Source organism: Acinetobacter tandoii, from assembly GCF_008867985.1.
In the GTDB taxonomy this organism is placed as follows: domain Bacteria; phylum Pseudomonadota; class Gammaproteobacteria; order Pseudomonadales; family Moraxellaceae; genus Acinetobacter; species Acinetobacter tandoii.
In genome coordinates this window covers 612364-632547 of the sequence record NZ_VXLD01000002.1, presented here as the reverse complement: position 1 = coordinate 632547, position 20184 = coordinate 612364, and the positions used below count along the sequence as shown (strand labels likewise).

General features: G+C 42.8%; 19 protein-coding genes. 17 read left to right on the top strand and 2 right to left on the bottom strand.

The features are described 5' to 3' along the window. The first annotated feature begins 2 nt into the window (after positions 1-2). The 13 genes from nuoE to F4W09_RS05890 all read left to right on the top strand — a co-directional run bounded on the left by nuoE (position 3) and on the right by F4W09_RS05890 (position 13932). Complete coding sequence (gene nuoE, locus F4W09_RS05950; RefSeq protein WP_016166025.1) at positions 3-512, top strand: NADH-quinone oxidoreductase subunit NuoE; 510 nt, start codon at positions 3-5, stop codon at positions 510-512. Continuing rightward, positions 509-1840: an NADH-quinone oxidoreductase subunit NuoF gene (gene nuoF, locus F4W09_RS05945; RefSeq protein ID WP_151504304.1), complete on the top strand. Its 1332-nt coding sequence runs from the start codon at positions 509-511 to the stop codon at positions 1838-1840. The genes nuoE and nuoF overlap by 4 nt, the downstream gene beginning before the upstream one ends. A gap of 11 nt (positions 1841-1851) precedes the next feature. Then, positions 1852-4533 (top strand): NADH-quinone oxidoreductase subunit NuoG, encoded by a 2682-nt coding sequence (gene nuoG, locus F4W09_RS05940; RefSeq protein WP_151504303.1) that lies wholly within the window; start codon positions 1852-1854, stop codon positions 4531-4533. 3 nt (positions 4534-4536) lie between these two features. Next, on the top strand, positions 4537-5553 hold the full coding sequence (gene nuoH / locus F4W09_RS05935; RefSeq protein WP_044740951.1) for an NADH-quinone oxidoreductase subunit NuoH: 1017 nt from the start codon (positions 4537-4539) through the stop codon (positions 5551-5553). A gap of 18 nt (positions 5554-5571) precedes the next feature. Continuing rightward, positions 5572-6114, top strand: coding sequence for an NADH-quinone oxidoreductase subunit NuoI (gene nuoI / locus F4W09_RS05930; RefSeq protein ID WP_016166021.1), 543 nt, complete (start codon positions 5572-5574; stop codon positions 6112-6114). Then, positions 6114-6632: an NADH-quinone oxidoreductase subunit J gene (gene nuoJ / locus F4W09_RS05925; RefSeq protein WP_171069570.1), complete on the top strand. Its 519-nt coding sequence runs from the start codon at positions 6114-6116 to the stop codon at positions 6630-6632. Before nuoI ends, nuoJ begins: the two co-directional genes overlap by 1 nt. After that, complete coding sequence (gene nuoK, locus F4W09_RS05920) at positions 6632-6940, top strand: NADH-quinone oxidoreductase subunit NuoK (protein ID WP_044740950.1); 309 nt, start codon at positions 6632-6634, stop codon at positions 6938-6940. Before nuoJ ends, nuoK begins: the two co-directional genes overlap by 1 nt. Further along, a complete protein-coding gene (nuoL, locus tag F4W09_RS05915) occupies positions 6937-8826 on the top strand; it encodes an NADH-quinone oxidoreductase subunit L (RefSeq protein WP_151504302.1) in 1890 nt (629 codons plus the stop codon). The genes nuoK and nuoL overlap by 4 nt, the downstream gene beginning before the upstream one ends. A gap of 7 nt (positions 8827-8833) precedes the next feature. Continuing rightward, positions 8834-10441 (top strand): NADH-quinone oxidoreductase subunit M, encoded by a 1608-nt coding sequence (gene nuoM / locus F4W09_RS05910; RefSeq protein WP_026441079.1) that lies wholly within the window; start codon positions 8834-8836, stop codon positions 10439-10441. A 3-nt stretch (positions 10442-10444) separates the two neighbouring features. Further along, positions 10445-11938, top strand: a complete 1494-nt coding sequence (gene nuoN, locus F4W09_RS05905; protein WP_044740948.1) for an NADH-quinone oxidoreductase subunit NuoN — start codon at positions 10445-10447, stop codon at positions 11936-11938. 121 nt (positions 11939-12059) lie between these two features. Then, positions 12060-12695, top strand: a complete 636-nt coding sequence (upp, locus tag F4W09_RS05900) for a uracil phosphoribosyltransferase (protein WP_044740947.1) — start codon at positions 12060-12062, stop codon at positions 12693-12695. A gap of 84 nt (positions 12696-12779) precedes the next feature. After that, positions 12780-13073 carry a cold-shock protein gene (locus F4W09_RS05895; protein WP_016166015.1) on the top strand — a complete coding sequence of 98 codons (294 nt, stop codon included), beginning with the start codon at positions 12780-12782 and terminating at the stop codon, positions 13071-13073. 103 nt (positions 13074-13176) lie between these two features. Further along, positions 13177-13932, top strand: coding sequence for a cold shock domain-containing protein (locus tag F4W09_RS05890; protein ID WP_151504301.1), 756 nt, complete (start codon positions 13177-13179; stop codon positions 13930-13932). Between the two features lie 50 nt (positions 13933-13982). Here F4W09_RS05890 and gigC read toward each other — a convergent pair whose 3' ends face one another. Further along, positions 13983-14861 (bottom strand): LysR family transcriptional regulator GigC, encoded by an 879-nt coding sequence (gigC, locus tag F4W09_RS05885; RefSeq protein ID WP_016166013.1) that lies wholly within the window; start codon positions 14859-14861, stop codon positions 13983-13985. An 85-nt stretch (positions 14862-14946) separates the two neighbouring features. Here gigC and F4W09_RS05880 point away from each other — a divergent pair, with 85 nt between their 5' ends. Further along, positions 14947-15708 carry a ferredoxin--NADP reductase gene (locus F4W09_RS05880; RefSeq protein WP_151504300.1) on the top strand — a complete coding sequence of 254 codons (762 nt, stop codon included), beginning with the start codon at positions 14947-14949 and terminating at the stop codon, positions 15706-15708. Between the two features lie 80 nt (positions 15709-15788). Here F4W09_RS05880 and F4W09_RS05875 read toward each other — a convergent pair whose 3' ends face one another. Next, positions 15789-16211, bottom strand: a complete 423-nt coding sequence (locus tag F4W09_RS05875) for a hypothetical protein (RefSeq protein WP_016166011.1) — start codon at positions 16209-16211, stop codon at positions 15789-15791. 241 nt (positions 16212-16452) lie between these two features. On the opposite strand from F4W09_RS05875, the gene eat reads away from it, so the two are divergent. From eat to eutC, 3 genes are read left to right on the top strand one after another with little or no spacing between them, the layout of a single operon-like run. Beyond that, positions 16453-17898: an ethanolamine permease gene (eat, locus tag F4W09_RS05870; protein ID WP_151504299.1), complete on the top strand. Its 1446-nt coding sequence runs from the start codon at positions 16453-16455 to the stop codon at positions 17896-17898. Between the two features lie 12 nt (positions 17899-17910). Continuing rightward, entirely contained in the window at positions 17911-19296 is a 1386-nt protein-coding gene (locus F4W09_RS05865) for an ethanolamine ammonia-lyase subunit EutB (protein WP_151504298.1), read from the top strand. Positions 19297-19311: 15 nt separating this feature from the next. Beyond that, a complete protein-coding gene (eutC, locus tag F4W09_RS05860; RefSeq protein WP_044740941.1) occupies positions 19312-20127 on the top strand; it encodes an ethanolamine ammonia-lyase subunit EutC in 816 nt (271 codons plus the stop codon). Positions 20128-20184: the final 57 nt, after the last annotated feature.

The following is a 20184-nucleotide window of genomic DNA, read 5'->3' as shown; positions in this document are numbered from 1 at the left end:
TTATGATGATTTTGACTGATAAAAAGCCACGTGTGAACGTTGAAGGAATTTTGACTGCGGAAGAAATTCACGATATCGAACATCACATTGATCACTATCCGTACCCACGTGCAGCCTGCCTTGACGCGCTGAAGTGTGTACAACGCCGTAATGGTTGGGTAGATGATGCGCAAATGAATGCGATTGCTCAAATGCTTAGCATGAGCGTTGCAGATCTTGAAGGTGTTGCAACATTCTATAACCGTATTTACCGTCAACCAGTAGGTCGTCACGTAATTTTGCTTTGTGACTCGATTGCTTGCTTCTTGATGGGCGCGGAAACATTGGCTGAGGCATTCCAGCGTGAGTTGGGTATTCAGTTTGGTCAAACGACTGCAGACGGTCGTTTTACTTTGTTACCAATTTGTTGCCTAGGCAACTGTGACAAGGGTCCAACACTGATGATTGATGAAGACACACACGGTCTAGTTGAAGTGACTTCAGTGAAACAGTTATTGGAGAAGTATGTATGAATACCGAACCAAAACCAATTTATGGCGACGGTAACCCAGAAACTCATCCATTAACTTGGCGTTTGAGTAAACAAGAGTTTGTTCATAGTGCAGATGACTATGAAGCGCTTGAAGGTTATGCGGGCTTTAAAAAAGCATTAACCATGCCGCCAAAAGATGTGCTTGAAGTTATTAAAGCTGCAACCGTTAAAGGTCGTGGTGGCGCGGGCTTCCCAGCAGGGATCAAATGGTCACTGATGGCACCAAATGACAACTCAGGTCCACGTTACCTGATTTGTAATGCCGATGAAATGGAACCAGGTACCTTTAAAGACCGTTTGTTGATGGAAAAACTTCCTCATCAATTGATCGAAGGGATGTTGATTGCGGGTTATACCCTTGAAGCAACGCATGGTTATATCTTCATCCGTGGTGAATACATTGAAGCTGCTCAATACTTAAATGAAGCATTAGAGCAAATCCGTGCCAAAGGTTACTTGGGTGAAAACATCCTTGGAACTGGCTGGAACTTCGAAATGCATGTGCATACCGGTGCGGGTCGTTATATCTGCGGTGAAGAAACTGCATTGATTAACTCGCTTGAAGGTCGTCGTGCCAACCCACGAACTAAACCGCCATTCCCGCAAGTTGCAGGTGCTTGGGGGCGTCCTACGATTGTCAACAACGTAGAGACTTACAACAACTTACCAGCAATCATGCTGCGTGGTCCTGAATGGTATATCAACCTTTCTGCTGGTAAATCGAAAGATCCAGGCACCAAAATTTATGGTGCATCAGGTAAGGTTAAATTCCCTGGTTTATGGGAACTTCCATTTGGTACGACTGCACGTGAAGTGATCGAAGAGCATGCGGGTGGTATGCGTGATGGTCTTAAGTTAAAAGCTTGGTTACCAGGTGGTGCATCTACAGACTTCTTGGCTGCTGAACACATTGACCTTCCTATGGATGCGGAGAGCATCATGAAAGCAGGTTCACGTTTAGGTACATGCTTGTTGATGGTGGTTGATGAAACTCAATGTATGGTTTCTGCTACACGTAACTTAGAAGAATTCTTTGCACGTGAGTCATGTGGTTTCTGTACGCCTTGTCGTGATGGTTTACCTTGGGCGGTTAAAGCGCTTAAAGCATTGGAAGATGGCACGGGTAAGAAAGAAGATATCGATCACTTACAAGAACTGACGCGTAAGTTGTGGATTGGTAAAACTTTCTGTGCACATGCTCCAGGTGCAATGGAACCGTTAATGGGCGCACTTAAATATTTCCGTAGCGAGTTTGAAGCCAAGGTAGTAGATGCTGCCGCTCGAACTAGCAACGTAGAACAAGCTTAAGGAATTCGACTATGGCTACAATTCATGTCGATGGAAAATCGTATGAAGTCAACGGCTCTGAAAACTTGCTGCAAGCATGTTTAAGCCTTGGCATCGACATCCCATATTTTTGTTGGCATCCATCCTTAGGTTCTGTCGGTTCATGCCGTCAATGTGCTGTGACTCAATACGCGAATCCAGAAGATACGCGTGGTCGTTTGGTCATGTCATGTATGACACCTGCATCTGACAATACCTACATCTCGATTGAAGACAAAGAAGCGAAAGACTTCCGTGCGTCAATTGTTGAGTTTTTGATGACGAACCATCCACACGACTGTCCAGTCTGTGAAGAAGGTGGTCACTGTCATCTACAGGATATGACTGTAATGACTCAACATGACCGTCGTCGTTACCGTTTCACCAAGCGTACGCATTACAACCAAGAATTAGGTTCGTTTATTGCGCACGAGATGAACCGTTGTATCGCATGTTACCGTTGTGTTCGTTACTACAAAGACTATGCTGGCGGTACGGACTTCGGCGTTTATGCAAATGCATCACGCGTTTACTTTGGTCGTCCAGAATCAGGAACTTTAGAATCTGAATTCTCAGGTAACTTGACTGAAGTTTGTCCTACAGGTGTATTCACCGATAAGACTCATTCTGAACGTTACAACCGTAAATGGGATATGCAGTATGCGCCAAGCGTATGCCAAGGCTGTTCTTCAGGCTGTAACATTTCACCGGGTGAGCGTTATGGTGAATTACGTCGTGTAGAAAACCGTTTCAACGGTGAAGTAAACCAATACTTCTTGTGTGACAAAGGTCGTTTCGGTACGGGTTATGTAAACCGTGCAGATCGTCCACGTCAACCACAATTCCGTGATGGTGCTGAAGCAACTGTTGTTTCTGTAGATCAAGCATTAGACACCGTGATTGCAAATATCCAAGGCAAAAAAGTCTTAGGTATTGGTTCTCCACGTGCATCGCTCGAATCGAACTACGCACTTCGCGAATTAGTCGGTCAAGACAACTATTCAACGGGTATGTCTCAAAAAGAGCAAAATCTGGTTGAATTAGCTGCTTCAATCATGCAAACCGAGGGTGTTTACAACCCGAACATGCGTGAAATTGAAAGCTATGACGCGGTGTTAATCTTAGGTGAAGATTTAACACAAACTGCACCTCGTATGGCATTGTCTGTTCGTCAAGCAGCGAAAAATAAAGCTAAAGAAATGGCCGCAGAACGTCGTACCCAAGATTGGTTGGCTGAACCTGTACAACGTATTGCACAAGATGCAAAATCTCCAATTTATATCTTGGCTGCAACTCAAACTCGTTTAGCGGACGTTGCGACAGGCGAGGTAGTTGCCTCTCCAAATGATATCGCACGTTTAGGTTTTGCAGTTGCTGCGGCATTGAAAGGTGAAGTGGTTTCTGGTTTGGCTGAAGATGCGAAAGCATTTGCGCAAACCATTGCAGACACGTTAAAAGCAGCGAAGAAACCTTTAGTGATTTCAGGTACAAGCTTACAAGATCCTGCAATCATGGAAGCCGCTGCACAAGTTGCTCAAAACTTGGGTAACGCTGGCTTGACCTTGACTGTTCCAGAAGTGAACTCAATGGGCTTGGCAATCTTAGGTGGTCAAAGCTTGGAGCAAGCATTTGCACAAGATTATGACACTGTAATTGTGGTTGAAAACGATCTTTACCGTCGTTTACCTACAGCTCAGGTCGATGCAGCACTTGACAAAGCAAAAGATGTGATTGTGCTTGATCACTCTGAAACTGAAACTGTGAAGAAAGCTTCGATTATACTTTCTGCTGCAAGCTTCGCTGAAGGTGATGGTACTGTTGTTTCGCAAGAAGGCCGTGCACAACGTTTCTACCAAGTGTATGACCCAAGCTACTACAAACCTGAATATGCGATCAAAGAATCTTGGCGTTGGTTACATGCCATTGAAACTGGCTTAAAAGGCAAAGCAATTTCTTGGACATTGCTTGATGATGTGATTGAAACTGTTGCGAAGAATGTTCCAGCATTACAAGCAATTGAAGATGTTGCACCAGATGCTGGTTTCCGTGTTCATGGTTTGAAAATCGCACGTGAACCACGTCGTTATTCAGGTCGTACTGCAATTCGTGCACCGTTATCGATTCACGAGCCAAAACAACCGACTGACATTGACTCTGCATTAACATTCTCTATGGAAGGTTATGTGGGGACTCAAACACCGTCAGCACTTGTGCCATTTGCGTGGTCAGCAGGTTGGAACTCTCCACAAGCATGGAATAAATTCCAAGACAATGTGGGTGGTCATTTAAAAGGTGGTGATTCGGGTGTTCGTTTATTCGATCGTTTACCGAAACGTCCAGCACGTACTTATGTTGCACCTTCAGCAGTTGTTGTTAACCCTGAAAGCTTCCGTCTAGTGCCGATGCATCACATTTTTGCTTCTGGTGAATTCACGGTGAAAACACCTGCTATGCAGTCTCGTATTCCTGAAGCAATGTTTGCTGTGGGTGAACAAGATGCAGCACGTTTGAATGTTCAAAATGGACAACAAATTACGGTGAAAGCAGGCGAAACGAGCATTAGCCTGCCAGTTCAAGTCATTGAATATTTACCAGCAGGCTATATCGGTTATCCAATTGGTCTTGCACCGACTGTTTCTTTAGCAGAACCAGTTTCAGTCGCGGTAGGAGTGTAATTCATGAATCAAGAAATTATACGTCAAACACCGCTCTGGGCTGAAAACTGGCCAATTGCGTACTCTGTTATTCAAGCCGTTGTCATTTTATTGGTGGTGGTTCTGATTGCAGCATTGATGTCATTTATCGAGCGTCGTTTGCTCGGCTTATGGCAAGACCGTTACGGTCCAAACCGTGTTGGTCCTGGCGGTATGTTCCAGATTGTTGCCGACATGTTGAAAATCATGTTTAAGGAAGACTGGACACCAAAATTCGCCGACAAGTTAACCTTCCGTTTAGCGCCAGCAGTTGCGATGGCAACTGCTGTACTGTCGTTCATGGTGATTCCTGTTAGCCCATATTTGGGTGTGGCAGACATGAGCATTGGCTTATTGTTCTTTATGGCAATGGCTGGTATTGCAGTTTATGCAGTGTTATTTGGTGGTTGGGCTTCAAATAACAAATATGCATTACTAGGCGGTTTACGTTCAGCTGCGCAAACAATTTCATACGAAGTATTCTTGGGTATTTCACTTATGGGTGTAGTCGCAATTGCAGGCTCATTCAACATGCGTGAAATTGTAGAAGCACAACGTGATGTTTGGTTTGTTATTCCTCAATTCTTAGGCTTCATGATCTTCGTGGTTGCAGGTGTTGCGGTAACTCACCGTCATCCATTTGACCAACCAGAAGCAGAACAAGAATTGGCTGAAGGTTACCACGTCGAATATGGCGGTATGAAATGGGGGATGTTCTTCGTTGCGGAATACGTCAACGTCGTTTTAATCTCTGCACTTATCGTGACTTTATTTTTCGGTGGTTGGTTAGCGCCATTCAACCTTGAGATTTCGTTCATTCCACCAGCATTCTGGTTCATTATCAAAACAGCATTCTTCGTAATGATGTTTGTATTGGCGCGTGGTTCATTAATGCGTCCACGTTATGACCAAGTGATGAACTTTGGTTGGAAAATTTGCTTGCCATTGGCATTGGTCAACTTACTTGTGACTGGTGCTGTGATTCTGATGAATCAGGCCTAAGACAGCAGGGAGAACAAAATGTTTAAGTTTCTAGCTGGAGTTGGGTCAATTGTACGTTCATTGTGGATGGTATTCAGCCACGTGACACGTAAACGTGACACGATTTTATATCCAGAAGTACCAGCTGAAGAAATCGTACCACCACGTTTCCGTGGTCGTATTGTATTAACGCGTGATCCAGATGGTGAAGAGCGTTGTGTGGCATGTAACTTATGTGCTGTTGCATGTCCAGTTGGCTGTATTTCACTACAAAAAGCTGAAAAAGAAGATGGTCGTTGGTATCCAGAATTCTTCCGTATTAACTTCTCGCGTTGTATTTTCTGCGGGATGTGTGAAGAAGCGTGTCCAACCACTGCAATTCAGATGACACCTGATTTCGAATTAAGTGAGTACGTTCGTCAAGACCTAGTTTATGAGAAAGAAAACTTACTCATTTCAGGTCCTGGTAAATATCCAGACTACAACTTCTATCGTGTTACAGGTATGGCTGTAACAGGTAAAGAAAAAGGTCAGGCGCAACGTGAAAGCGCACCTGTTGATGTACGGAGTCTATTACCATGATGTGGCCGTTTTATTTGATGGCACTCGTGGCCATCGTTTCTACGGTTCGTGTTGTTACTAACGCGAACCCTGTACATGCGTTACTTAGCTTGATCGTGTCTTTGCTTGCTGTTGCAGGGATGTTCATGATTGTGGGGGCACCATTTGCTGGTGCACTGGAAATTATCGTCTATGCTGGTGCGATCATGGTGTTATTCGTGTTCGTGGTGATGATGCTGAACCTTGGTCAACATACAGTTGATCAAGAACGCAAATGGTTAACATCATCGGCATGGGCATATCCAGCACTTATGAGCTTCCTAATGGGCTTGATTCTAGTTTGGATGTTAGGTTCAGACTACACTACAGCAGGCCCTGTGATGGGTACTGAAATCGTAGGTCCGAAAGCCGTTGGTCAAGCACTCTTTACTCACTACTTATTATTGGTAGAAGTTGCCGCGATGTTATTGCTTGCAGCACTGGTTGCAGCATTCCACTTAGGTAAACGTGAGCCAAGTGCAGAAGAGGACAAAGAATAATGGGCAACATCCCTTTAGAACATGGTTTGATCGTTGCGACCATTCTTTTTGCACTGGGTTTTTACGGTGTAATGGTTCGACGCAACCTATTATTTATGTTAATGAGCCTTGAAATTATGATGAATGCTGCTGCGTTGGCATTCGTTTTGGCGGGTAGCGCATGGGCACAACCAGATGGGCAAGTCATGTTCATTCTGATTTTGACCCTTGCTGCAGCAGAGGCTTGTATCGGTCTTGCGATCGTCCTTCAGTTTTATCATCGCTTCCATCATTTGGATGTGGATGCTGCTAGTGAGATGCGCGGATGAGTTATTTATATTTAACAGTTTTATTCCCGCTAATCGGTTTTGTCTTATTAGCGGCGGGGCGCCAGAATTTACCTGAGAAAGTTGCAGCGATTATTGGCGTTGGGGCTGTAGGTCTATCTGCTTTATTTGCCCTTATTGCGGGGATGGATTTCGTTAACAATGGTTCTGCGCCACAAGTACAACACTTGTGGACTTGGTTCCAAGTTGGTGATTTCGCACCAGGCATTAGCTTGCACCTAGATGGCTTATCATTATTGATGATGGGCATGATTACAGGTGTAGGTTTCCTGATTCATATTTTTGCGTCATGGTACATGCGTGGTGAAGAAGACTTTGCACGTTTCTTCTCTTACTTCAACCTGTTCGTTGCAAGCATGTTGTTGCTGGTTCTTGGCGATAACTTGGCATTGTTATTCTTAGGTTGGGAAGGTGTAGGTCTGTGCTCGTACTTGCTGATTGGTTACTACTACCAAAACCCAGAAAACGGTTTTGCTGCAATCAAAGCATTTACGGTTACACGTGTTGGTGATGTGTTCTTACTGATTGCATTGTTCTTAATCTACCAACAGTTCGGTACATTAAACATTGCGGAAGTGGTTGCTGCGGCACCTACAGTATTAACGCAAGGTTCATCGATGGCCATCTGGACAGCATTGATGTTGTTCCTAGGTGCTGCAGGTAAATCTGCACAGATTCCACTGCAAACATGGTTGGCAGATGCGATGGCTGGTCCTACACCAGTATCTGCATTGATCCACGCAGCGACAATGGTAACTGCGGGTGTATATCTCTGCTGCCGTATGTTCACTGTATTTGAAATGGCACCTCAAGTGATGATGTTCATTTCGATTACGGGTGCTGTGACTTTATTGGTGGCTGGTTTTGCTGCATTGGTTCAAACCGATATCAAACGTATCTTGGCTTACTCAACTATGAGTCAGTTGGGTTATATGTTTATGGCAGTGGGTGCTGAAGCATACCAAGCTGGTCTGTTCCATATGTTGACTCACGCATTCTTCAAGGCATTATTATTCTTGTCTTCTGGTGCGGTGATCTTGGCTTACCACCACGAACAAAACATTTTCAAAATGGGCGGTTTGTTCTACAAGAATAAATTCCTGTTCGCTTGCTTCGCCATTGGTGGCGGTGCATTGGCTGCAATTCCATTCATTACTGTCGGCTTCTTCTCGAAAGATGCAATCTTGGGTGCAGTATGGATGAAAGGTCAGGCAGTGGCTTTATATGACTGCTTATACTGGACAGGTGTTGCAGGTGCTTTCTTAACTTCAATCTATACATTCCGTTTAATCTGGGTTGTATTCTTTGGTAAAGAAAATACGCCATATCACGAAATCAAAGGCGTGACGTACTGGGGGCCTTTGGCAATTTTAGCGGTTCTTTCAACTTTCGTTGGTGCAGCACTTAAAGCACCAGTAGAAAGCATTTTGAATGCTGCAAAAATTCCAGCAGTGATTATTCCAGAAGCGATGGAAGCAGGTGTGCACGGTGCGGAACATATTGCCGTGGGTATCGCGCTTGCTGGTCTTGTGATTGGTGTAATCTTATTTGCTTTTGCTTACGGTGCAGTGAAAAGTTTTGCGAAAACTTCATTGGGTGCAGGTTTGGCGAATATTTGCCGCAATGCACTCGGTTTCGATACCTTGTATGACCTGATTTTCGTAAAACCATATTTACTGATTGCTAAGATTTGTGGTCGTGACCCAATTGATGGTTTATGGCTGGTATTACCTGCAATTGTGAAAGCTGGTAACGGCTTTACAAGCTCTCGTCAAACAGGTTCATTGCGTGAATACGCATCGAGCATGTCACTGGGCATTGTGGTTCTACTGATGATCTTAGTCGTGATTCAGGTAGTGGGGAAATAAGATGGAAATCACAAACAACATGGTTTTGCCCGCGCTGATCCTCGTACCGTTCATTGCAGGTTTTTTATGTTGGTTGGTCGATAAGCTCGACCAACAACTACCACGCTATATTGCGCTTGTAGGTATGCTCGTTACTTTGGGCTTAACGGTCGCTTTATGGCAAACGGGTACTTACAGCTATGAATTGGGTGCAAAAGTCCCAACATGGTCTGCAGAGTTTTTCTTGCCGTGGATTCAAACCCTCGGCATCAATATCCATTTAGCAGTTGATGGTTTATCATTATTAATGGTGGGCTTAACTGCGCTGTTGGGTATTTTGGCAGTTGGTTGTTCTTGGGGTGAGATTCAAAAGAACGTAGGCTTCTTCCATTTGAACCTGTTATGGTCATTGGGCGGCGTCATCGGTGTATTCATTTCGATTGATATGTTCTTGTTCTTCTTCTTCTGGGAGATGATGCTCGTTCCAATCTACTTCTTGATTGCACTTTGGGGACACCGTGGTGCAGATGGTAAATCACGTGTTTACGCTGCAACCAAGTTCTTCATCTATACGCAAGTTGCTGGTTTAATCATGCTCATCGGTATTCTAGGCCTAGTGGTTTATGGATACATGATGACAGGTATGATTGGCTTTGATTACAACTACTTGTTAGGTGTAGCGAATACGCTTGATGCACAGCTTCCTGCGGTAGCTTATGCCTTCATGTTGTGTTTGTTTGTGGGTTTTGCAGTAAAACTTCCTGTATTCCCATTACACGGCTGGTTACCAGATGCACATGCGCAAGCACCTACAGCAGGTTCTGTAGACTTAGCGGGTATCTTGATTAAGACAGCAGCATACGGTTTACTTCGTTTCGTTATTCCGTTCTTCCCAGCGGCTTCTGCACAGTTTGCAGACATCGCAATCATCATGGGTCTAATTGGTATTTTCTACGGTGCTTGGTGTGCTTTCCAGCAAACCGATATGAAGCGTCTGTTGGCTTATACTTCAATTTCACACATGGGCTTCATCTTACTTGCATTGTATGCAGGTAACATTTTGACCTTCCAAGGTCTGATGATCATGATGTTGGCGCATGGTTTATCTTCTGCTGCACTGTTCATTATGTGTGGTCAGGTTTATGAGCGCTTACATACACGTGACATGCGTTTAATGGGCGGTATTCGTGGTCAATTCCAATACCTTTCATTCTTCCTCATGTTCTTCGTAGCGGCGTTAGTGGGTATTCCTGGTTTAGGTAACTTCATTGGTGAGTTCCTGATCTTGATGGGTTCTTATGCCAAGTTCCCAGTATTCACGATTTTGGCTGCAATCAGCTTAGTATTCGCTGGGCTTTATGGTCTAATTTTGATTCACAAAGCTCTATTTGGTACACCAAATGAAGCACAAAAAGAGCATTATGCAAGTCCACTGAAAGATTTGAATGCGCGTGAAGTTGGTATTCTATTAATTTGTGCATTTGGTCTGCTTTGGCTTGGTCTCTACCCACAAACCTTCCTTGATATTTCAAATTCAAGCATGGCGTGGTTAGCAAACAGCTACATTCCAGTTCAAGAAGTCGTTGACGTTGTGCATCAAGCATCTGTTCAACTCGAAAATGTGGAGATGCAATAAGCCATGAACTTCACAATGTCTTTTTCTGAGCTTATGCCATTAGCTCCTGTAATGATCGTGGCGTTGACCGCGATCGTTGTGATGATTCTCACTTCGATTAAACGTAATCATAATTTAATCGCAACAGCTTCTGTGGTCGGTTTAAACCTTGCTGCGGCAAATATTTTATTGAACATGTTTGGTGGGCAATTTGCGCCATCAAACGTGATGGGTATGTTCATGGTGGATCCGTTCACCATGCTCTACCAATTGGTGATCTTGGTTGCATCGCTAGCATGTTGTACTTTGTCACATGCTTATATTGAAACTTATAAAGATAACCGTGAAGAACTGTATATCTTGATGCTGTGCTCGGTAGCGGGTGCAATGTTAATGGTAGCAAGTTCGCACTATGCGTCTTTCTTCATTAGCTTAGAGTTAATGTCGATTCCTGTTTACGGTATGTTGGCTTATACGCATCAGCGTGCAAACTCATTAGAAGCAGGTATTAAATACTTGGTTCTTTCTGCAACAGCTTCGGCAATGTTGCTGATGGGTATGGCGTACATTTATGCTTATACAGGTTCATTGTCTTTCTACGAATCTTTCCAAGCATTAATGCAAAATATTCGTCAACCAATGGTACTCCTTGGTTTAGCGCTGATTATTTTTGCAGTGGGCTTTAAGCTTTCATTGGCACCATTCCACAAATGGACGCCTGATGTTTACGCAGGTGCGCCAGCTCCGATTGCGACTTTCCTTGCAACTGCTGCAAAAGTTGCGACGATTGGTTTATTTGTACGTTACTTACTAACTTCTGGCGCAATTTTGGTTGAATCGTTAGTTACGATCATTACTATTATTGCTGTGCTTTCGATTTTAGTGGGTAACTTCTTGGCAGTACGTCAAGTGAACTTGAAACGTATTCTGGGTTATTCATCGATTGCACACTTTGGTTATTTGTTGATTGGTTTAATCAGCATGACTTATGCAAGCTTGGGCAACGTATCAGTTTACGTGATCACTTATGTATTAACGACAATTGGTGCGTTCGGTGCAGTTGCATTAATGTCTAGCCCTTACAACAACGTTGATGAAGCAGAAAGTCTGGCTGATTACCGTGGTTTATTCTGGCGCCGTCCAGTGTTAACTGCAACCTTAACTGTCATGATGTTGTCTTTAGCGGGTATTCCATTAACTGCTGGCTTCATTGGTAAGTTCTTGGTGGTGATGGCTGCAGTAACGACTCAGCACTGGTTCTTGGCTGCGATGATTGTGGTAGGTTCAGGTATCGGCTTGTACTACTATCTCCGTGTAATGGTTGTGATGTACATGACTCCACCAGATACGCCACGTATTGATGCTGTTGATCACTGGGGTCAAAAAGTGGGTGGTATTATGGTATTACTCGCAGCACTTGCAGTATTGGTTATTGGTATCTATCCAGATCCAATTATCAAAATGGCTTTACAAGCTGAGATTTTATCTCCATTGCATTTCATGTTAACGCGTCAATAATTGAAAAATTATTGTGTTAATTAAAAAGCCTCCGCCAGTCGGAGGCTTTTTTTCTTATAAGATTTATAAAAAACATTTATAATAAGATGAATTATATTTAGATCTTTTTAGGTGTACTCCCGTGGCTATTCATGAAATTCGTCATCCTCTGATTCGACATAAACTTGGTTTATTACGTCGTGCTGATATTAGTACAAAGAATTTCCGTGAATTGGCACAGGAAGTGACCATGTTACTGACTTATGAAGCAACCAAAGATTTACCTGTGGTAGATCATGAAGTAGATGGTTGGGCGGGTAAAGTCACGACACAACGTATTGCGGGTAAAAAAATTACCGTGGTACCAATTTTACGTGCAGGGATTGGCATGTTGGATGGTTTCTTAAATCTGATTCCAAGTGCGAAAGTTTCAGTATTGGGGTTAGAGCGTGATGAAGAAACATTAGAAGCGCGTACTTACTATAAAAAATTGGTTCCAGATGTTCAAAACCGTATTGCGATGATCATTGACCCAATGTTGGCAACGGGTTCTTCATTGGTTGCGGCCATTGATGTATTGAAAGCCAGCGGTTGTAAAGATATTCGTGTCATGGTTTTGGTTGCAGCACCTGAAGGTATTAAAAAGGTGGAAACTGCACATCCAGATGTGACGATTTTTACTGCTTCTGTTGATGAGGGTTTGAATGTACAAGGCTATATCGTGCCTGGTTTAGGTGATGCTGGTGACAAAATCTTTGGCTCAGTGCAAAAAGATTAATAGTGTTATGGCTGAAAATGGGGGCTGTAACAGCCTCTTTTTTATATACTGTATCCAGCATGTTGGCAGAATAGGTGGAAATGAATGAAATCTGAATTTCAACAAGGGAAAATTACCCAATACAACGCAGATAAAGGCTATGGTTTTATTACGACGCCTGAGCAAGATATTTTCTTTCATATCTCTGATTTTCCGCTTGCAGACGGTGAGCCGAAACGCAATGAACGGGTGAAATTTTTAGTCGTCGAGAATGGCAACAAATTCAAAGCAATTAAAATTGAACGTGTAGCAGACAATTCTGCCAAAGCGAAAAAGTCTAAAGTGTCGACACACAATAAATCGATTACTTCAGCTTTATTGTCAAACTTTAGACGTTGATCACGAACTAATAGAATTATTTCTTTTTGAATTTTAAAAAGAGGCTTTAGGGTCTCTTTTTTATTGATTAGAATAGAAAAAATAAAAAAGTTTAGGGCAAATTATGTTTCTTGAGGGGAAGATTAAGCACTACAATTCTACACGTGGTTTTGGTTTTATTCAGGTTGAAGATGAGCCGAAAGACATCTTTTTCCACATTAAAGATTTCCCAAGCTGGCACATTAAACCCAATGAGGGAGAACTGCTCAAGTTTCGCGTAATCGAAGAACAGGGGAAATTTAAGGCATCTGATATTGTACGCTTAAATTTAAAGCCTGAAGAACAACCGCTTCTTGAGCAACATAGTTTCAATTACAGATCAGTACCGCCTGCAGAGAAAATTGTTCTGCCAAGAAAATCTGTATCACGTTTAAAATATATGGTTTTATTCGTTCTGATTGTCATTGCTGGATTAGGTTTTGTCGCCTATCAAAAAGTGCAGGATCATCGCGTAGCCAAACAATTAAAAGCAGAACAACTCATTAAAGAACAAAAGCGAATTGTGGAGCAACAGCGAGAAGCATTGGGTCATTTACCTGATCGAATTCTCTCGGTTCAGGGACGCAAAAACTTAGATACAGTTGGATATGCGGTGAATACGCAACAGAGGAATATAAGTGTATCGCCCCAATCTGAAGTTTCAAAATTAGCTATTGTACAAAAAAATGAGCCGATTGCTGATTTTAAATGTGATGGACGCACACACTGTAGTCAGATGCGATCTTATGATGAAGCCGTATTTTTCATAAGAAATTGCCCAAATACACAAATGGATGGCAATCATGATGGTGAGCCATGTGAGAAGCAGTTTAGAAGATAAATTCTGAAATAAAAAATGCTCCTGTCTAGGAGCATTTTTACAATAGCAGATTAACCTTCACAGAACTTCATAAAGGCTTTTAAACCAGGCCCTTGATACTTTTGGCGATGTACTAACATGAATAATGGTCGTGAGAGTTGCCAGAATGGTGTATTCAGTACCACTAAGTGTCCTTTTTCTTGTAAAGGTTCAATCGCGAGTTTAGAAATACAGGACATGCCCAAACCACCCGCAACAATTTTAAGAATTGCTTCGTTATGTCCAAGGGTCAGGCGGATATTGGCATCAGGCAAATCTTGCAAAATGGCATTGTCAAACACTTCACGAGTCCCCGAACCTTCTTCGCGGAGAATCCATTCGACATTGTCAAAGTCAGCAGGACTGAGTTCACGATTCAAGCGTGCCAAGGGATGATTGGGGGCACAACAGACCGCCAGTTCATCATCCCGCCAATGGATACATTGGAGCTGAGGTAAGTGGCATGAACCTTCAATCAACGCCAGATCTAACTGAAATTGGTTGACTGCCTCAATCATTTGGCGGGTATTACCCACCTGAAGTTGTAAATGTGCTTGTGGTTGAATTTGTAAAAAATCTGCCATTAAATCAGGCATTAAGTAATCACTGATGGTTAAGGTTGCCCCTAAACGCAAATCGATACTTTGTAATTCACCTTTTGCCGCTTGTTCAAAGGCTTCACAGCGTCCTAAAATTTCAAGGGCTTGTGGCAATAAGAAACGACCTAGATCATTCAATTGCAGACGCTTACCCAAACGGTCAAACAAAGGAGCCCCTAAGCCGTCTTCCAGATCTGCCAGTGCCATACTTGCAGCACTTTGAGTCAACTTCACCGCGTCGCTGGCTTTGGTGACGGTGCCTTCCTGAGCGACTGCTACAAAAACAGCCAATTGGCGTAAAGTCATGCGCATGAATGTAGCCTTAACATTTAAAAAATATTAATAAATTATATTGTCATGCTAACATGAGCGCAGTCTTTGATGCCACGTCGAAATCATGTCAATTGAAAAATTTAGCGTAGAAAAGGTTTTATCTGTTCAGCGTTGGACCAATACTTTATTTAGTTTCACCATGACACGTCCTGCACATTTTAAGTTTACTGCAGGTCAATTTGCCCGTATTGGCTTAAAAGTCGGCGATGAATTGGTGGTTCGAGCCTATTCAATTGTGTCTTCACCGTTTGATGAAACCTTAGAATTCTTTTCAATTGTAGTACCTGATGGGGCATTTACGTCCAATTTGCAACACTTACAAGTGGGCGATGAACTGTATTTAGAAAAAATCCCTTACGGATTCTTAACGCTTACCCGTTATCAGTTGCCATTACCTCAGGATTTATGGCTATTGGCAACAGGCACAGGCTTAGCACCTTTTGTTTCCATGCTGCAAGACTTTGAGACATGGAGCAAATATCAACATATTTATTTGGTCTATAGTGTTCGTACTGCTTCCGAATTGGCTTATGTTGAGCGTATTCAAGAGATTGCACAGACTTTTGGTGAAGGGCATACAGGTTTTAAATTTGTGCCGATTGTGACCCGTGATCCGCAAGCCGTATTGCATGATCGTTTGCCAATATTGATCGAGAATGGTGCACTTGAACAAGCTGTTGGCTACCAACTGAATCCTGCAACAAGTCATGTGATGTTGTGTGGTAATCCGCAAATGGTAGAAGATACCAAAGAGGCGTTGAAAGCTCGTGGCTTAACAATGAATCGCCGTGGTGAGGGCAATATCGCGGTAGAAAATTATTGGTAAACCCCAATTTCATCGGTTATCAGCATTTTGAATGAACATTAAAAATCCTCCATTTAGGAGGATTTTTTTGTCACTAAAACTTAGTGCACGAACATATCCATGAAATCGCGAATTTCATAAATGGCACTGTCTAAATCTGTGCTGAGCCATGTTGGTTCAAAAAAGCCTGCATAATATTCCAGACGATCTTGTGGCACCACTAAACGGACAGGGCATTCCTCTTCCACTAAACGCCAAGGCAAAATTGGCACTTCATTATCTAAAAATGCCGCTATATTGCGAATGTCCACAATCATGGCATTCACGCACTCTGGAAAAGGCATGACTGAAAATTCTTCAGTACGACGACGAAAATATTCTAAATCACCCCATTTCAGCACATAGCTTGGCTTGGTAAATTCAATAATACCAATCAGATGCTGATCACGTGTGTAGTGTAGTGAACATTGATGTGTGACGTCGGTGTCAAGATCAAGTGTGACACTTTGTTGACTATACGCCATAAAGATTAGGAGCATTTAAAATGAGGTGCATAATTATACTCTAGTTTCGCAATATTGCGGCAGATTGGTTACATATTATTTGACGTGCGCTGAGCTGTAACAATATCCCCCATCAAGCAAAAACGTTTATGTTTTAAAGCAGACCATCTGCTTTTTTATAAAGACAAATCAATTTGAACAAAAAGTTAAAATTGGTATGGCTTATGCATTGTTTTTAGCATCAAGCAAATGCGAGGTGCCTATGTCAAATGTCAAAAGTATAGTTGCTGACACTCATTCAGATCATCATTCCAATACAGAATATTTTGCTCAACGCAAACTGAAGCAAGGGGCTGTCGGATGGCTATTACTGATTGGGTTAGGCGTTGCGTATGTTATTTCTGGGGACTTTGCAGGCTGGAATTTTGGCTTGGCGCAAGGTGGATGGGGTGGCATGTTTATTGCCACGATTGTAGTTGCCATCATGTATTTATGTATGTGTTTAGCCATGTCGGAAATGTCGACCATGCTACCTACAGCGGGAGGAGGTTATAGCTTTGCACGGACTGCCTTTGGACCTTTGGGGGGCTATTTAACGGGAACCGCAATCCTGATTGAATATGCGATTGCTCCTGCTGCAATTGCCGTGTTTATTGGCGCCTATTGTGAATCTTTATTTGGGGTTGGTGGCTGGTTCGTTTATTTACTTTGTTATCTGTTTTTTATGGGCATTCACCTTAAAGGTGCGGGAGAAGCCTTAAAAATTATTTTCGTTATTACCGCCGTGGCTGCCGTAGCATTACTGGTTTTTATTGTGGCGATGTTGCCACACTTTGACAGCCAGAATTTACTCAATATTCCTGTCAAAACCGATGCAGTTGGGGCTAGCGCATTTTTGCCTTTGGGTTATTTAGGCATTTGGGCGGCTGTGCCTTATGCCATCTGGTTTTTCTTGGCGGTGGAAGGTGTGCCTTTGGCGGCAGAAGAAGCCAAGGAGCCACATAAATCTTTACCACGTGGTTTGATCGGTTCAATGCTGATTTTAGCTGTGTTTGCCTTAGCCATTTTATTTTTGGGTGCGGGTGCCGCAGGCGCTGATACCTTAAAAGAGTCTGGTGCACCATTGGTAGATGCGTTAAAAGTGGTCTATGGCGAAAATACTTGGTTAGCAGGTTTTGTTAATTTTGTGGGGTTAGCAGGCTTAATTGCGAGCTTCTTCTCGATTATTTATGCTTATTCACGCCAGATTTTTGCCCTGTCTCGCGCAGGTTATTTACCTAAGAAACTTTCATTAACAAATAAAAACCATGCACCACATTTAGCCATCATTATTCCTGGGGTGATTGGGTTTATGCTGTCTTTATCAGGTGAAGGTGATCTACTGATTTTGATGGCAGTTTTTGGGGCCACCATTTCTTATGTATTGATGATGATGGCTTATATTAAATTGAAAATTGCTAAACCGCATCTGCCTCGTCCCTACAAAGCTCCTGGTGGAATTGTCACCGCTTCGATTGCCTTAGTTTTAGCAGCAATAGCGACGGTTGCAGGCTTTGTAGTCGATCCAAAAGTGTGGTTTATGGCAGCCGCAATTTACACGGTTTTTATCCTGTATTTCTTAATTTATAGCCGTCATCATTTGGTCGCAGGCACTCCAGAAGAAGAATTTGCCAATATTCAGGCAGCAGAACAAGAACTCAATACCTAAGGAGTCTGGGCAGTGATCTATCGGATTGATGTTGCACATCAACATTATGTTTTTTCAGATTTAAAAACACTTATGGCAAAGGCGACACCTGAACGTTCGGGTGATCAGCTTGCAGGGATTGCGGCACAGAATGCAACCGAGCGTGTAGCGGCACAAATGTGTTTGGCAGATGTACCACTCAAACAGTTTCTGAATGAAGCGCTGATTCCTTATGAACAGGATGAAGTGACCCGACTGATTATGGATGAACATGAGGCTGAAGCATTCTATCCGATTTCGCATTTTACAGTAGGTGACTTGCGAAATTGGTTATTGAGTGCCGATGCTACTACGGAAAAATTGACTGCACTACAGATGGGTTTAACGCCAGAAATGGTGGCTGCTGTAAGTAAAATTATGCGCAATCAGGATTTGATTTTAGTCGCAAAAAAATGCCGTGTGATTACCCAGTTTCGCAATACTATTGGTTTAGAAGGGCATTTGTCGACACGCTTACAACCCAATCATCCCACCGATGATGTTTTAGGGATTTCTGCGAGTATTTTGGATGGTTTGATGTACGGCAATGGTGATGCGGTGATTGGGATAAACCCTGCAACTGATAACCTGCAAAACCTGTCAGAACTATTAAAGCTGCTAGATTACATTATACAAGAATATGATATTCCGACGCAGTCTTGTGTGCTGACGCATGTAAGCTCAGGTATTCAACTGGCGAATAAAAATGTTCCAATAGATTTGATGTTTCAGTCGATTGCAGGAACAGAGCAAGCCAATAGCGCCTTTGGGATTAATTTAGCTTTACTCCAAGAAGGTTATGAGGCTGCACTCAGCTTAAAGCGAGGAACCGTAGGACAAAATGTGATGTATTTTGAAACAGGTCAGGGCAGCGCGCTTTCCAGTCAAACCCATCATGGGGTAGATCAACAAACCATTGAAACCCGAGCTTATGCAGTGGCACGTAAATATAATCCTTTTTTGGTCAATACCGTGGTTGGCTTTATTGGTCCTGAATATCTCTATAACGGCAAACAGATTATACGTGCAGGCTTAGAAGACCACTTCTGCGGAAAATTGCTTGGTGTCCCGATGGGCTGCGATATTTGCTACACCAACCATGCCGATGCAGATCAGGATGATATGGATATTCTGCTCACATTATTAGCCAATGCAGGTATTAACTTTATTATGGGCATTCCAGGTTCAGATGATGTGATGTTGAATTATCAAACCACATCGTTTCATGATGCTTTATACATTCGTCAGCTTTTAGGACTTGCGCCAGCACCTGAATTTAATAATTGGCTTGAACAGCAAGGCATTTTAAAACAGCAAAGTTCAAGACTGGAATGGCCTCAGCACATGCCTGAAAGATTTTCACGCTTGCTGATGTCTTAGTTTAGGGAGATATGGATGAAGTTACATTATGATGTTCAATATCCACAGCAATTTGAAAAAAATAGTTGGGAACAACTGAAACAGTTTACCGATGCTCGAATTGCCTTGGGGCGTACAGGCGGAAGTCTACCAACTCGTCCACTGTTAGAGTTTCAACTGGCTCATGCCCAAGCTAAAGATGCCGTATTAAAACCTCTTGATATTGAATTATTAAGCCAGCAATTTGAACAGCAGACCATTCCTTTTGTGCAAGTTAGTAGTTGTGCAGTCGACAAAGATACCTATTTGAAACGTCCTGATTTGGGGCGAGAACTTTCGGCGACTTCAAGGCAAATGCTTACAGCAATGCAATCAGAACAAAAACAATATGATGTATTAATTGTGGCAGGCGATGGCTTATCTGCACGTGCGATTGAAGATAATGCGGTGAGTTTTATTGCTAAAATGTTAGAGGCGTGTGCCCAACAAGGTTGGAGCATCGCCCCTATTGTTATCGCAACAGGAAGCCGAGTGGCTTTGGGGGATGAAATTGCCCAAATTTTAAATGCGCAAATGTTGGTCATGTTGATTGGAGAGCGCCCAGGCTTGAGTTCTCCAGATAGCATGGGTATTTATTATACGTGGCAAGCTCAAAAAGGCTGTCATGATGCCATGCGTAATTGTATTTCGAATGTGCGTCCAGCAGGCTTAGATGAAGTGACAGCGGTGCAACGCCTTGTTGCCCTCATGTCGAAGTCCAAACAATTACAATTTTCTGGTGTGAATTTAAAAGATGAGCATGAAATGGTCATTGAGCAGGGGCAACCCCAATTGCTACATGGAATTTTTTAAAAAAGCGAGATCCTGCTCTACAGAAATGAAAGCTAAGTTATTTTTCTATAGATAATT